At 61.3% G+C, this 13604-nt stretch carries 11 protein-coding genes; 4 read left to right on the top strand and 7 right to left on the bottom strand.

The genetic code is table 11. The features are described from left to right. Positions 1-243 precede the first annotated feature (243 nt). A complete protein-coding gene (gene miaA / locus CYA_RS00400) occupies positions 244-1266 on the top strand; it encodes a tRNA (adenosine(37)-N6)-dimethylallyltransferase MiaA (protein WP_011429004.1) in 1023 nt (340 codons plus the stop codon). Here the strand turns inward: miaA and menD are convergent. After that, the gene (menD, locus tag CYA_RS00395) at positions 1190-2983 is read right to left on the bottom strand and encodes a 2-succinyl-5-enolpyruvyl-6-hydroxy-3-cyclohexene-1-carboxylic-acid synthase (RefSeq protein WP_011429003.1); all 1794 of its coding nucleotides are present in this window, start codon (positions 2981-2983) and stop codon (positions 1190-1192) included. The two genes, miaA and menD, sit on opposite strands and share 77 nt — an antisense overlap. Before the next feature lie 312 nt (positions 2984-3295). Between menD and CYA_RS00390 the strand changes: the two genes are divergently transcribed. Then, positions 3296-3538, top strand: coding sequence for a hypothetical protein (locus CYA_RS00390; RefSeq protein ID WP_041438020.1), 243 nt, complete (start codon positions 3296-3298; stop codon positions 3536-3538). A 107-nt stretch (positions 3539-3645) separates the two neighbouring features. On the opposite strand, the gene CYA_RS00385 is transcribed toward CYA_RS00390, so the two are convergent. The 3 genes from CYA_RS00385 to murF form a co-directional block, all read right to left on the bottom strand. Continuing rightward, positions 3646-4182, bottom strand: a complete 537-nt coding sequence (locus CYA_RS00385; protein ID WP_011429001.1) for a fasciclin domain-containing protein — start codon at positions 4180-4182, stop codon at positions 3646-3648. A 353-nt stretch (positions 4183-4535) separates the two neighbouring features. After that, entirely contained in the window at positions 4536-4757 is a 222-nt protein-coding gene (locus tag CYA_RS00380) for a DUF3134 family protein (RefSeq protein ID WP_011429000.1), read from the bottom strand. Positions 4758-4854: 97 nt separating this feature from the next. Further along, a complete protein-coding gene (gene murF / locus CYA_RS00375; RefSeq protein ID WP_011428999.1) occupies positions 4855-6192 on the bottom strand; it encodes a UDP-N-acetylmuramoyl-tripeptide--D-alanyl-D-alanine ligase in 1338 nt (445 codons plus the stop codon). A 570-nt stretch (positions 6193-6762) separates the two neighbouring features. On the opposite strand from murF, the gene CYA_RS00370 reads away from it, so the two are divergent. After that, positions 6763-8697 (top strand): FAD-dependent oxidoreductase, encoded by a 1935-nt coding sequence (locus CYA_RS00370; protein WP_228375385.1) that lies wholly within the window; start codon positions 6763-6765, stop codon positions 8695-8697. 38 nt (positions 8698-8735) lie between these two features. Here CYA_RS00370 and secF read toward each other — a convergent pair whose 3' ends face one another. Both secF and secD read right to left on the bottom strand, forming a co-directional pair. Next, positions 8736-9731: a protein translocase subunit SecF gene (secF, locus tag CYA_RS00365; RefSeq protein ID WP_011428997.1), complete on the bottom strand. Its 996-nt coding sequence runs from the start codon at positions 9729-9731 to the stop codon at positions 8736-8738. Continuing rightward, positions 9728-11074 (bottom strand): protein translocase subunit SecD, encoded by a 1347-nt coding sequence (secD, locus tag CYA_RS00360; protein ID WP_011428996.1) that lies wholly within the window; start codon positions 11072-11074, stop codon positions 9728-9730. Before secD ends, secF begins: the two co-directional genes overlap by 4 nt. 360 nt (positions 11075-11434) lie before the next feature. On the opposite strand from secD, the gene CYA_RS00355 reads away from it, so the two are divergent. Continuing rightward, positions 11435-12280, top strand: a complete 846-nt coding sequence (locus CYA_RS00355) for a hypothetical protein (RefSeq protein ID WP_011428995.1) — start codon at positions 11435-11437, stop codon at positions 12278-12280. Between the two features lie 6 nt (positions 12281-12286). Here CYA_RS00355 and chlP read toward each other — a convergent pair whose 3' ends face one another. After that, a complete protein-coding gene (gene chlP, locus CYA_RS00350) occupies positions 12287-13507 on the bottom strand; it encodes a geranylgeranyl reductase (RefSeq protein ID WP_011428994.1) in 1221 nt (406 codons plus the stop codon). Positions 13508-13604: the final 97 nt, after the last annotated feature.

The raw sequence follows: 13604 nt of genomic DNA, 5'->3' as shown, positions 1-13604 counted from the left end.
CCGGCCAGACCTAGCCGTGCCGAGGCCCGCAGCAACAGGAAAAGCAGTTTGACAAGGGGCAGTTTAAACCGAGGCCGTGCCCCGCCCCACATGGCAACGGAAGCAGGGACATAAGATGAGATCACGGGGAAATTCGAAGAGCTGGGAAGACGATAGAGACTACGGATGTTCTATTCTAGCCACAGCGCTAAGGTTCTTTGAAAATTTTAATCTGCTGCCCTGGGTGAACTTTCTTGCCGGCGGATGGATCAAAACCGGTCTCCAAATGGGCGCGACTGTCGAGAACCTCCCTCCCCCTCCTCGACTGCAAGGCCGGGGCTTGTCGTCATCGCTGGCCCCACGGCCACCGGCAAGTCGCGCCAGGCGCTGCTGTTGGCCCAGCGGCTGGGATCCCCCCTGTTGAACGCCGACTCTCGTCAGGTGTACCGGGAGTTCGACATCGGCACTGCCAAGCCCACTCCCGCCGAGCGGGCCCTCTGGCCCCACGAGTTGATTGACTTTGTGGATCCCCGCCACACCTATACAGTGGCCGAGTTTCAGCAGGCGGCCCAGGCGCGCATTGCCGCAGCCCATCGGCAGGGACAGACTCCTATTCTGGTGGGGGGCACAGGGCTCTACATTCAGTCGATCACGGCAGGCTTAGGGATCCCGGCAGTTCCCCCCCAGCCTCAGTTGCGCGCTCAACTGGAGACGTGGCCGCCCGAGATCCGCTACGCCTGGCTGCAGCAGTTGGATCCTGTGGCAGCGGGGCAGATTCACCCTCATGATGAAGTGCGCACCCTGCGGGCTTTGGAGATCATCTACACCACTGGGAAGCCGGCTTCCTACCTGCGGCAGGCCCATCCTCCTGACTACCCCATTTTGCTCTTGGGGTTGCACTGCCCAATGCCCCGTCTGGAACAACGCATTGCCCGGCGCACAGCAGAAATGCTGGCGGCAGGCTGGATTGAGGAGGTAAAAACGCTGCGGCAGCGCTACGGCCCAGACCTGCCCCTCTTGCAGACCTTGGGCTATGCGGAGATCGGCGCTTACCTGGAAGGGCGGATCCCGGCAGCCGAGCTGCAGCCTCTGATTGTGCGGCGCACCCGCCAGTTTGCCAAGCGGCAGATGACCTGGTTTCGGGCCATGCCAGGGATCCAGTGGCTGGACTGCGAGGCCGAGGATCTGCCCGAACAGATCTGGAAGCGGGTTACAGCGTGGATGGCAGCTCAGACCAGCGCCGGAACCACTCCTGCCGTCGCCGCGCGTCCGCCCGCCGATCCGTAAGGATCTCCAACACCCGCACCCCTTGGGCGGGCAAGGGATCCAAAGCCTGGGCCAGCTCTTCCCAGGTCTCTATCCGCCGGTGGGGGATGCCATGGGCCTGGCAGAGGAGGGCAAAATCCACCGCCTGGGGAGTCGCAAAGTAGGGCTCAAAGGGTGGGCCCGCCTCGGCAATGGGCAGCAGCTCGAAGATGCCGCCCCCCTGGTTGTTGATGAGAAGAATGGTCAGGGATCCCTGGAGGCATTGGGCAAGACGCAGGCCGCCGCAGTCGTGCAGAAAGGCCAGATCCCCAGTCAGCAGCACTGTTGGCCGATGGCGGTAGGCCACCCCAAAGGCAGTCGAGAGGATGCCGTCGATGCCGTTGGTGCCGCGGTTGAAGTAGGGCCGGATGCGGCGATCGTTGGGCGGCCAAAACCACTCCACATCCCGCACCGGCGTGCTGTTGGCAATAAATAGCGGCGTCTCCGGCGGCAGGTGGTGGGCCAGCCACCAGGCAAGCTTGCCCTCAAACCACTCCGGCAGGTCAGCCAGCAGCCGATCCAGCTCAGCCCGAGCTTTGGCTTCCGCCCGCAGCCAGGTTTGTAGAAAAGCGGTTGCTTTGGCCTTGCCTGCCGGGATCCCTGCCGCCACCTCCTCCACGACAAAGGGCAAGTGGGTGGTGGGGTTGTGGAGGGGATCGGCGTTCTGGGCCCGGGGATCGAGCAGCCAGGTGCGGGGTCGGGCTTGGGCTAGGGTTTGCCGCAGCGCCTTGCTGGTGGGCAAGGATCCCAGTTGGATCACTTGCTCTGGCCAAAGAGGAGGTTGCTCTCCCTGGAGGAGAAAATCGTAGGTGGTGATGAGGTAGGGGTTGAGGGAAGCGTAGTTGCGCAAAGGGGAGAGTCCCTCCGCCAACACCGGCCAGCCCAGGGCCAGCGCCAAGCGGGCCACCGCCTCTGCATAACGCTGGGGGTCTGCCGGTTGGGCCGGCCCTGCCAAGATCACCCCCCGCTCACAGCCACACCACTCCCGCCAAAAGGAAGCTGTTGACGCGAATGCAGAACCGCCAGCCGGGGTGACCAGGCCAGATGGGGAGATAACCCCGCGGAAAAAGGTCTTCTCAAACTCCGGATCTTCCTGCAAATGAACCAGCGGCGCCGTGCTGCCATCGGCAACGGGAGCTAGGGGATCCCGCAAAGGCACGTTGAGATGCACCGGACCCGGGAAAGGGTAGAGAGCACGCTCCCAGGCGTGGATGATCATTTGGCGCAGGTAGGCCAGAGCTTCCAGGTCGGCGCTGGGCAGGGCCAGCTCCGCCTGCCAGTTGGGGTAGTGGCCGTAGAGCTTCACCTGGTCGATGGTCTGCCCGGCGCGGCAGTGGCGCAGCTCCGGCGGCCGATCCGCCGTCAACACCAAAAGGGGCCAACCACTTTCTGCCGCCTCGATGAGAGCAGGGAAAAAATGGGCGCCGGCGCTGCCGGAAGTACACACCAGAGGGATGGGCTGCCGAGTTTGCTGGGCCAAGCCGAGGGCAAAAAAGGCCGCCGACCGCTCGTCCACCGCTGGAATGGCCTCGATCTCAGGGTGCTGGGCTAGGGCATAGGTGAGGGGGGCAGAACGGGATCCTGGACAGACCACGGCCACCCGACAACCCAGCCGGCTCAAGGTCTCGGCCAAAATGGATCCCCAGAGGGTGTTGAGGTTGCGCCAGTCCAGCCGTTGAAGGGAGTTTGCGCCAGTCACTCCAGCTATCCCAGCCAGCGGGGAGATCGAGCAAGTTGGGTAGGAAGCCCAAAATAGGCACATCCTAGTAATCTATAGCCATCCCCAATCGCAGGGGAACCACTTGCTTTGGCCTTCCTTCGCCTTTCCTCTCTTTTTGGGAGGGGAGCTGTGGGCCGGGGAGGCGCCCGGGAAACTGCCTCAAGTCGGTTGGTCGCGCCGCAACTCCAGATTTCCTGGCGGGGGCAAGGGTTGGCCAGGCCTCTCCGATGGGGGAATAATGTTCATGAGAACGCCCCTTATCGACCTTCGCTGCACCCAATAGGAGCACCCATGGCCAGAAAACCCGATGGATACCTTGTCCACATCATGCTCGAAGGTGGACAAACCATGCAGGTACGGGTCAAGGAAGCTAGAGAATACACAGAGCTGATCAACCAACTGATGGTGGGTGGGGACGAGTTCATCACATTGCCCAAGCAAATGGACAACGAGTACATGATCGTGCGTCCGCAGCGGGTGTCCGGCGTGTCGGTGGAGGCGATCTACACTTCCAGCGTCGGCATCGACCTGTAGAGCTCAAGGCCAGGGTCGCCGGGCTGGGTTGCAACGCAAAGCCCCCACCCCTGAGGGCAGGGGCCGGACTAGACCCCCCTGGGATCTAGAGCCTTAGCACCGACAAGTTAGCTTTGCGGGGGCAGGATCACCTTGTCGATGACGTGGATGACGCCGTTAGAGGCCTCAATGTCTGCTTGCGTCACTTTGGCATCGTTGACCTTGACTCCGTCGCTCAAGGAGATCTTCACAGAAGATCCTTCGACCGTCGTCACTTCACCTTCCTTTAGATCGCTGGAGAGGACTTTGCCGGGCACCACATGGTAGGTGAGAATCCGGGTCAATTTCTCGCGGTTTTCCGGCTGCAGCAGCTCCTCTAGAGTGCCTTGCGGCAGCGCCGCAAAAGCTTCATCGGTGGGAGCGAAAACGGTGAAGGGGCCTTCCCCGGAGAGCACCTTCACCAAGTCGGCAGCTTCCAAGGCTTGGATCAAGGTGGTGAAAGAGCCGGCCTCGGCAGCAACATCTACTATGGTTTTGCTGGCAGGGGCAGCGGTTTTCACGCTTTCAGAAGTCGCGCCGTGGCTGCCGGCAATGACCGCAGGGGCTGCAACCAACGTGGTGGCCGAGGCAACAGCCAAGGAGAGAGCGAAGAGATTGCGAATCATGCAATGTAACCCTCCGTGAAGAGTAGGTTCACATTTCTATGTGACGGACGGGATAGAGCTCGGGTTCCTCAAAATCGCAAAAAGTCCCCGAAAAAGATATTTCTACTACCCCAAAATACCTTTTTGACAAGGCTTACAAGGCTACTCTCCGCTGAGGTTAGATTTGCAACAATCATCGCGGGATGGCGGTGAACCATCCAAAACACGCCCGATGAGGATCCCTTGAGGCTGAGGGATCGTTACGTTTGTTTACATTGTTTGTTCAAGTTAGCGTTCCATTGGCATCGCCAAAGTGGGCACCTCTGCGGTGCTGGGCAGAGGGGTAAACGAGTTGGCGATCTCAGCAGGCATGCCTACTCTTCTTCCGCCTCGAAGTCTTCGTCGTAGTCGTCCCCGATCAAATCGTCGATGTCGTCGATGTCTTCTTCCAAAACAGCTTCAGGGACTTCAAGAGGCTGCTCGATCAGCCGGCCTTCCTGGCGCAACCAGTCGAGGATAGAAATGCTACCGGGCAGGGGCAGCACTACTGGAGGCTGATCGCGAGGTTCTTCCCGCAGAGAAGGGTTGTGGTACATGCTGTCCAGAAGAAGTGCAGCTGTGAAGAAGGTGTGGGCAAGCTTCGGGTCGATGGCCTCGATAGGGCGCCACTTATCGACTGTCCTTTAGCTTAGCTTATCCCTGCCAAGCCTGCAAAAAGCGGTGCAGCACCCGCTCCAGCTCGACGGCTCGCGCCGCCTTAAACAGCAGTCGATCCCCTGCCCGCACCTGCTGCTGCAAACCCTCCACTAAGGCAGAAGCTTCCTCAAAGCGTTCAACCTCGGCGGCTGGCTTTTCGTCAACCAGTGGCTGCATCTCCCCGTCGGGATCCAAAAGCCAGACCCGCTCCAGTCTCAAGGAGGCAGCCGCCCGACCCACCTCTGCGTAGAGCTGTGGGGCATGCTCTCCCAGTTCCCGCATTGGGCCGAGGATGGCCCAGCGCCGTTTTCCCGCAGTCTGAGCCAGCAGGTGCAAAGCCGCGATCATCGCTTCCGGCGAGGCGTTGTAGGTCTCATCCCAAATCTCCACGTCCCCAGCCAGCTTGAGATGGCGATTGCGCCCCTCCAGAGGCAGCGGTAGGTCAAGGGGCTCTTGCAGGCGCTCCCAATTCAGACCCAAGCTGCGCACAGCCGCCAGCACCCCCATCCAGTTAAGGGCGTGATGCCTTCCTGGCAGGGGCACCGGCAAGGTCAAGCCCTCCACGGTTACGGTTTGGGCTTGGGGATCCCATTCTCCTCGCAAGTCCCCTTGGGCGAGGCCATAGGTGAGGGTTTTTCCCGACCACAGGCTGGCGGCAGTGGCCAACAGCAAGGGATCCTCACCATTGAGCACAGCTATCCCCTGCCCCAACTCCTGCAGCAGCTCACACTTGGCAGCAGCAATGGCCTCGCGGGATCCCAGCCTGCCGATGTGGGCGGTGCCGATGTGGGTAATCAAGGCATGGGTGGGGCGAGCCATCTGTGCAAGGCGGCGAATCTCACCAGGGCCGCGCATGGCCATCTCCAGAACGGCAAACTGGTGTTCTGGTTGTAGCCGCAGCAGCGTTTGCGCCACCCCAATGTCGTTGTTGTGGTTGGCCTCGCTTTTGAGAACGCTGCCGTAGCGCGAAAGAGCAGCCGCCAGCATTTCCTTGGTGGTGGTTTTGCCTGCTGAGCCGGTGATGGCCACTACCGGGATGGAAAATTGCTCCCGCCAGGCTCTGGCAATGCGCTGATAGGCAGTCAAGGTATCGGGAACCTGGAAGTGGGGACCCTCCACCGGCCGCTGGCTGATGACAGCAACGGCCCCCTTGCTCAGGGCTTGCGGAATAAAATCGTGCCCGTCGAAGCGTTCTCCCCGCAGCGCCACAAAAACGGATCCTGGCTGCAACCGGCGGCTGTCGGTGCAGAGGGCCTGAACCGGCAACCCCAAGAGGTGGGGATCTCCCTGCAAAGGGGCTTGCAGCAGGTCGGCCACAGTTTGCAAGGTCAGCATGGAGCAGCAGTCGGAGCATGACTCTAGTCAATAATAAGCTCAACTATACTGAAAATAATGTATAATATGTTCAGTACGGATTACTACCAGTTGATCTTTCTGTTTACTTTCGAGTCTGCCAACATGGTAGCCAAAGCAAAGCAGAAAATTGGTAGTAAGACGACACGGAAACTGCGCTTTGGGTATTCTACTCAAAGCTTTGCGGGATACCGCCATTCTGTTTGGACTCCGTCCCGCTAACGCGAATGGAAACAAGCAGAATGCTATCGCTGCATAGTTGAACAGTGATGTTCAGCAGTGTTCAGCGTAAATGTATCAGACCGGCTATCGCGTAGGATACCAACAAAAGCCCAATCCAACGCCAGGCAACGACCCAGCCCTTGCCATCCAGGGCTCAACGGTTGCCTATGCCCGATTTCACCTGCTTGGATCCCCTTGTCCGGCACTTCCATCTGGGGGATCCGGAGCCACCCGCAGCCATTCAAGGGGGCCTTATTCATCAGCTATTCTCAAGAGGGGTTCTCCTGCTAGCATTGCGGAAGAAAGCTTGGGGTGTGAGGCAAAACTAAGGTGAAGACGGCCGGTAAGGGGATCCCAGCGGCGCGGCAGCAACTCAGGCGCAAACAAGCTCTGGGGCTGGGGATCCTGTCGCTGCTGGGCTTTGTGGCGGGGATGGGGTTTGCCGCCCTCTCCCAGCCGGAAGGGGGATCGCCCGTCGCCGCTCCAGAGCCGGAGGTGCCCCGTTTTACGGCCCACGGCTGGCCGCTGCTGGATCCCCTGCCCCAGCCGGACGAGATCTGGGAGTGCGAGCTGGTGGTGGTGGGCGGATCCCTGGGGGGCGTGGCGGCGGCAGGCCAGGCCATGCGGGGGGGCGTGCAAACCTGTCTCATCGAGCTCACCCCTTGGCTGGGGGGCCAGATCACCTCCCAGGGGGTATCAGCCATCGACGAGTCGCTCCCCATGCGGCAGCGGGGCAATTTTTCCCGCCACTGGCTGGAGTTTAAGGCCCTCATCGAAAGCCAGCCGGTGCATCTGCCCGCCTGGACAGGGATCCCGCCGGGAACCCGTGTCTCCGAAATCAACAGTTGCTGGGTAGGGGGGCTGTGTTTTCCGCCCCAGGCTGGTTTGCAGGCGGTGGAAACCTGGCTGCAACAGGCCGCCCGCAGCGCCCCCCACAGTCGCTGGGCCACCCAGACCGCTTTTAAGGGGGCCACCTTCAGCGCCGACGGCTCCCGCCTCGAGAGCATCTACGCGGTGCAGCGGCAGCCGCGGGATCCCGATTTTGTGCCGCCGGGGCGGCTGTGGCGGGAATTGGTGAGCTGGTATAGCTGGCAGGAGACGGAAGTCTTTGCCAAGCGGGTGCTGCGGCTGCAGGCGCCGCCGGGCCGCCCCTTGTTCGTGATCGACGCCACCGACACCGGCGAGCTGGTGGGCTGGGCCGGGATCCCCTACCGGCTGGGCTCAGAAGGGCGAGATCTAACCGGGGAGCCCAACGCCGCCCCGGCCAGCAACCCGGAGTGCACCCAGGCTTTCACTTTTCCCTTCGTGCTGGCCATCCACGACGACGGCGGGCGCTCCCGCGCCGAGCTGGCCCAGTTGCAGCCGGGCTACTCCCGCGCCGAGCACCGCCGCCAGTTCGACCTGGAGGGGTTTCCCACCTTCAGCGGCCAGAGCTTTTTCAACTACCGCCGCATCGTCAGCAAAGGCCGCACGGATCCCTTTTACGGCACCCCGCTTCCCGGCGATCTCAGCCTGGTGAACTGGAACCGCGGCAACGACTGGGGGATCATGAACCCACCCCTAATCCTAACGGAAGAGCGGCTGCTGGCCTCAGGGCAGCGCCACAACTGGCTGGGGGGGCTGGATGTCTCGGCCATCAAAGATGGGGAGAACCACGCCCTGCTGTTTGCCGAATGGCTGATGGAAACCCAGTCCCGCGCCGGCTATCCCCTCTCCTTGCTGTTTGGCGAAGAGTCTTTGCTGGGCACCCGCTCCGGCCTCAGCCTCTACCCCTACATCCGGGAGGGGCGGCGTATCCTGGGGCGGGCTGCCTACGGCCAGGCGGAATTCCTGATGCTGGAGCAGGATATTCGCGTCGGCGCCAGCGGGGGACGGGACTTTAGCCCCACAGCAGTTGGGATCACCCACTACGCCATCGACATGCACGGCTGTCGCTACCGCAACTGGGAGCCTTCCCTGTCGGCCAGCTCGGCGCCGGTCAACGAGTTTTCCGTCCGCCCCATCGTCATCCCCCTAGAGGCCCTGATCCCCCAGAAGGTGGATAACCTGCTCATCGGCGGCAAGGGGATCGCCGCCAGCCACATTGTCAACGCCGCCACCCGCACCCATTACGGCGAGTGGACCATTGGCTCGGCAGCGGGGCTGACCGTGGCTTGGCTCCGCAGCCAGGATCCCGGCTTGACCCCAGCCCAGATCGTGCCCCAGGGCAAAATGGCCGATTTGCAGCGCTACCTGGTTGCCTACGGCCAGCGACTGCACTGGTAGGCCGTTGCCGCCGCTTTACCCCTGGGCTAGGGAAGATCCTACCCCTCTGCGCCGGAAGGCAGGGGATTGGGATCCCTGTTGGCGCCATAGCGCCGCTGCCGCCACCACACCAGCAGGGGGCTGGCGATGAAGATGCTGGAATAAACCCCCAAGCTGAAGCCGATGAGCAAAGCAATGGCAAACCCCTTCAGGGTGGCTCCCCCAAAAATGGCAATGGCCACCAGGGGCAGCATCGTCGTCAGGGTGGTGTTCAAAGAGCGGGCAAAAGTCTGGTTCAACGACAGGTTCACCACCTCGGCAAAGCTGACCTTGCGGCTGACCAGACGCAGATTTTCCCGGATGCGGTCGTAGATAACCACTGTGTCGTTGACGGAAAAGCCAATGATGGTTAGCAGCGCCACCAAAAACAGGCTGTCCACCTCCATGCCCACCGTCAGGCCCAAAAGGGCAAACAGACCTGTTGTCAGCACCACATCGTGCAGCAAGGCCACAATGGCAAACACTGCGTAATCCCACTGGAAGCGCAGGGCCAGATACACCACAATGAGCCCAAAGGAGATGAGCACCGCCACAAGGCCGGAGCGCAAGAGCAGACGCCCCACCGTCGGGCCTACCGTCTCCACCAGCTTGCGCTCAAAAGGGCCTATCTGTTGCCGCAGCGTGGCTTCTACCGCCAGGCGCTCCTGCTCCGTCAAAGGGGGCATGCGGATCAGGGCTTCTTGGCCCGTCTGGGTGTCCAGTTGGATGATGCTGGTTCCCAGGTCATGTTCCTGCAGAGCCCGCCGCAGCTCGTCGGTGGTGACAGGCTGCTCAAAACGCAGATCCAACAAGGTGCCGCCGGCAAAATCCAGCCCCAGCCGCAGGGGGGTTCCCAGAGAGGCCAGGGAAAAAGCCATGCTGACCAGCCCCACCAGCAACACTGCCAGAGACAAGCTAAACCACAGCCTGCTGCGACCCACGATGTCGAAGCGGTAGTCAAGCGACCGCCGGGATCCCACTGCCGGATCGGTGGGGGATAGCTCTTGAGCTGTCATGATTGAGCCGCCTCCATGCGAACGCCGTAAAACTCAGGTTTGCGCAGGGCGGGGATCCCCATTGCCGCCAAAAGCAGCGTGCGGGTGCAGGTGATGGCCGTGAAAAAGCTCACCAAAATGCCAATGGCCAGGGTTACCGCAAAGCCTTTCACCAGCCCCATCCCCAGCCAGAAAAGTACGCCACAGACCAAAAGGGTGGTGACATTGCTGTCGAGGATGCTGCTGAAGGCGCGGTTAAACCCTTCCGAGATGGACTTGTAGATGGACTTGCCGGCCCGCAGCTCCTCTTTGATGCGCTCGAAAATCAGCACATTGGCATCCACCGCCATGCCGATGCTGAGGATGAAGCCGGCGATCCCGGGCAGGGTCATGGTCACCCCCAGCAGTTGGAACAGAGCAAACGTACAGAGGGCGTAGATGAGGAGGGCGATATCGGCAACAAGCCCCGGCAGGCGGTAGTAGGCCACCATGAAGACGAAAACCAGCACCAGGCCGGCAATGCCAGCATAGAGGCTGCGGCGCACGCTCTCTTCCCCCAACGTGGCCCCGACGGTGCGGTTTTCAATGACGCGAATGGGAACGGGAAGCGCCCCCGCCTTGAGCTTCACCGCCAGATCGGTGGCGGTTTCCACTGTGAAATTGCCCGTGATCACCGCCGTCCCGCCGGTAATGCCGGTGCGGGCAAACTCCGGCCCCACAATTGGCGCGCTGATCAGCACGTCGTCCAGAAAAATGCCAATCGGGCGCCCTGTTCCGGCCAACTCGCGGGTGAGCTGAGTAAACTTCTCTGCCCCTGCCGGCTTAAACTCCAGCAACACTTCCCAAGTCTGGGATCCGCGGCGGGGGGCTTGGGGATAGGCGTTGCGCAGCAGATCGCCGGTGAGGCCGACCCGTTCAAACAGGGCGTCGGGATCCTCCCCCGCCGTTATCTCTCCCCGCTCGTTGCGGGGCAGGGCACTGACCGGCACCAGGCCCTTGCGAAACTCCAACCGGGCCGTATCGCCCAAAAGAGCAATGGCCCGATCGGGATCTGCCACCCCCGGCAGCTGCACGAACAGGCGATCTTGGCCGCTGATCTGCACCAGAGGCTCGGCCACCCCCAGGCCGTCGATCCGCTGCTGGATCACCGCCTCTACCCCCTGCATCACCTCAGAGGTAATCTCAGGCACCTCTTCCGTGGGCAAAGCCTGCAGGGTGAGCTGCGTCCCCCCTTTGAGGTCAAGGCCAAGACGAACTTCGCGGCTGAAGCCCAAGTAGACGAGAGCAACCACCACCGCCAAGATAAAGATCAGCCCTCGCAGAACAGCGAGGCGACTGAGCCACAAAGCTGGAGATCTGGCCATACTGCTGAAAGGGTGAGGAACACGGGCGCACTCGATCCGAGGCTTTCAGGATTTTGGCACCTTTTGATCCTATCGCACACGGGATCCCTCACCTGACAAGTCGGAAAACGGCAGCGGCAGGAGCGTCCAAGTAGGGTCTCTGGGGAGCTGCTGCAGAGACAACCGCGAGTTTCTCAGAAGATGGGCGCTCGGCTGCCGAGCCGAGTAAGGAGAAGGTTGAAAGCCGTTAAACCAACGCTGTCTCCTCTTGGTTTGTGCTAGCCCTGGGGCTAGGCTATTGCCATCTCGGGGCAGCAGGCAACATCTGGGTGCGGTTTGGCTCTACCCCGACATCTGCGAGTTCAAGGAGGGAAAGTTGAGGTGAATTGGAGACGGACTTACTATCTCCCTGGATTGCTCTCGGCCCTAGCTTTATGGGGATCCCCCGCCTGGGCCGGAGAGTATTTCACCGAGGAAGTGACCAGCCCTAGCCTGGAGATCATCCACGGCTGGCGGCAGGAAGTGGACGGCATTAACGTCACCATCACCAACACCAGCCTGGGATCTTTTCGGGTGCCGCTGGAAATCGATATGGAGGATCGAACTAGCTGTGAGCGAGCCGACTTAGTGCTGACGAACAATCGCGTTATGCCAATGGGATCCTTTCAAGACTGCATTCTCAACATCTTTCCCTACTTGGATAAATTCATCAACCAAGAAGTCGCCAGCATTCGGGTCGCCCTCAAAGGGCCGGCCCCCCTCCTGGAGATCCCCCTGGAAGAGTCGGATCGGCTGATCTTGGCCCAGGTGGCCAACCAATCGCGGGAAGCCTTTGTCTTCTTTCAGCAGGAGCTGGCCCGCGTCTTGGCGCTCTTGAAGCAGCCCGATCCCGGCCAGGCCGAGACGGCCCCACCGACGGCCAGCCCAACGCCGACTGCTGCCGCCGAATCTGCACCCAACCCGGGAGATTTCGTGATCGTGGGCTCGATTCAGGAAGAACGGGTGGGGGCTGGCAGCCGCCTGAGCGTAGAGGCGATCAACCGCAGCACCCGCACCGTCCTCAACGCTCGTGCTCGCTTCACGTTCTACCGGGGAGAGGAGGTGGTGGAGACGCGGGTGGTCGCGTTTGAACCCAGCGACGTGCCGCCGGGACAACGCGCCTCTGCTAGGGTTCTGAAAACCGATGCCAATTGGGATCGGGTCACCGTCACCTTCCAGTGGCAGTAGGGATCCCTAAGGTGCCAGGGCGTTCCCTCGCAGCAGGCTGCCTAGAGTCTTAACCGTGATCTTGAACTGCACCCAAGGGTTCATGGGCACCACCGTCTTGTAGAGGTAGCTGTCAAAGGTCATCCGCTGCACATCCCGGTCAGCGCACATCTCCACAAAGGCCTCGCGGGTGGCGTTGGAACGGTAGAACACCCGTTGCAAAATGTCCAAAACCTTGTAGGTTAGGCCGTATTGGCGATCCCAGCGCTTGAGGTACAGCTTGAGATCTTCTTCGCTGGGGATGCGCTTCCCGCCCTCGGAGGTCTCGACGATGGTCTCGGCGCACATGCGGCCCGACTTGGCGGCAAAATAGATCCCCTCGCCGCTGGACTTGGTTACATAGCCTGCCGCATCTCCCACCAGGGCTGCCCGACCCACCACACGGCGCGGACGCGGATGCTCTGGGATCGGATGGGCTTCCACCTTGATCACCTGGCCGCCCCGAATCCGCTCGGCAGCGCGGGCGCGGATCCCGGCCTGCAACTTTTGGATCTGGGCTTGGTTGGCCTTCATGGTGCCGGTGCCCACCGCCACGTGGTCGCACTTGGGGAACACCCAGGCATAGAAGTCCGGAGAAACATCGTCCCCCACGTACATCTCTGCCCGCTCCTCGTAGTAGGCCATTTTGTCGTCCGGGAGCCGAATCCGCTCCTGAAAGGCCAGAGCATAGTTGTAGTCGCCGGCACCGATGGCTTCTGCCACCTTGGAGTGAAAGCCATCTGCCCCGATCACCAGATCCACCCCCAGCGAACGGGGTACTCCCCGATTTGAGCCGTCGGAAAAATCGCTGTAGTGCAGGATGTAGGGATCCCGGCCATTTTGGGGGATTTCCAGATGCATCACCTTGCCGTGGATCAGCTCCGCCCCTTTTTGGCGAGCGCGGTTGCGCAAGAAGGCATCCAGGATCTCGCGGCGGCACATGCCGATATACTCATTTTCCTTTTCGAGGGCGATATCCACCTCGTAGTTGGAAGGGGAGATCATCTTCATCTTGCGCACTTTGCGGTCGATAATCTCCTCAGGGAGGTCGAACTCTGAGACCATACAGAGGGGAATAGCGCCCCCGCAGGGCTTGGCGTTGTCTAGCTTCCGCTCAAACAAAAAGGTCTCGATTCCGGCTTGGGCTAGAACTTCGGCGGCAGAGGCTCCGGCTGGGCCACCCCCAACAACAGCAACTCTCAGGCTCAAGGCGCTCTCCTCGCTGCAAGTAGATCGGCTCGTCAGACAGCAGGCATCCTACCACAGCTCCCCAAAAGCGTTGCAAACCTTGACGAAGTATTGCAGT

The organism is Synechococcus sp. JA-3-3Ab (assembly GCF_000013205.1).
Classification (GTDB): Bacteria; Cyanobacteriota; Cyanobacteriia; order Thermostichales; family Thermostichaceae; genus Thermostichus.
The sequence above is the reverse complement of the archived record's forward strand: the minus strand, read 5'-3'. Positions and strand labels throughout refer to the sequence as shown.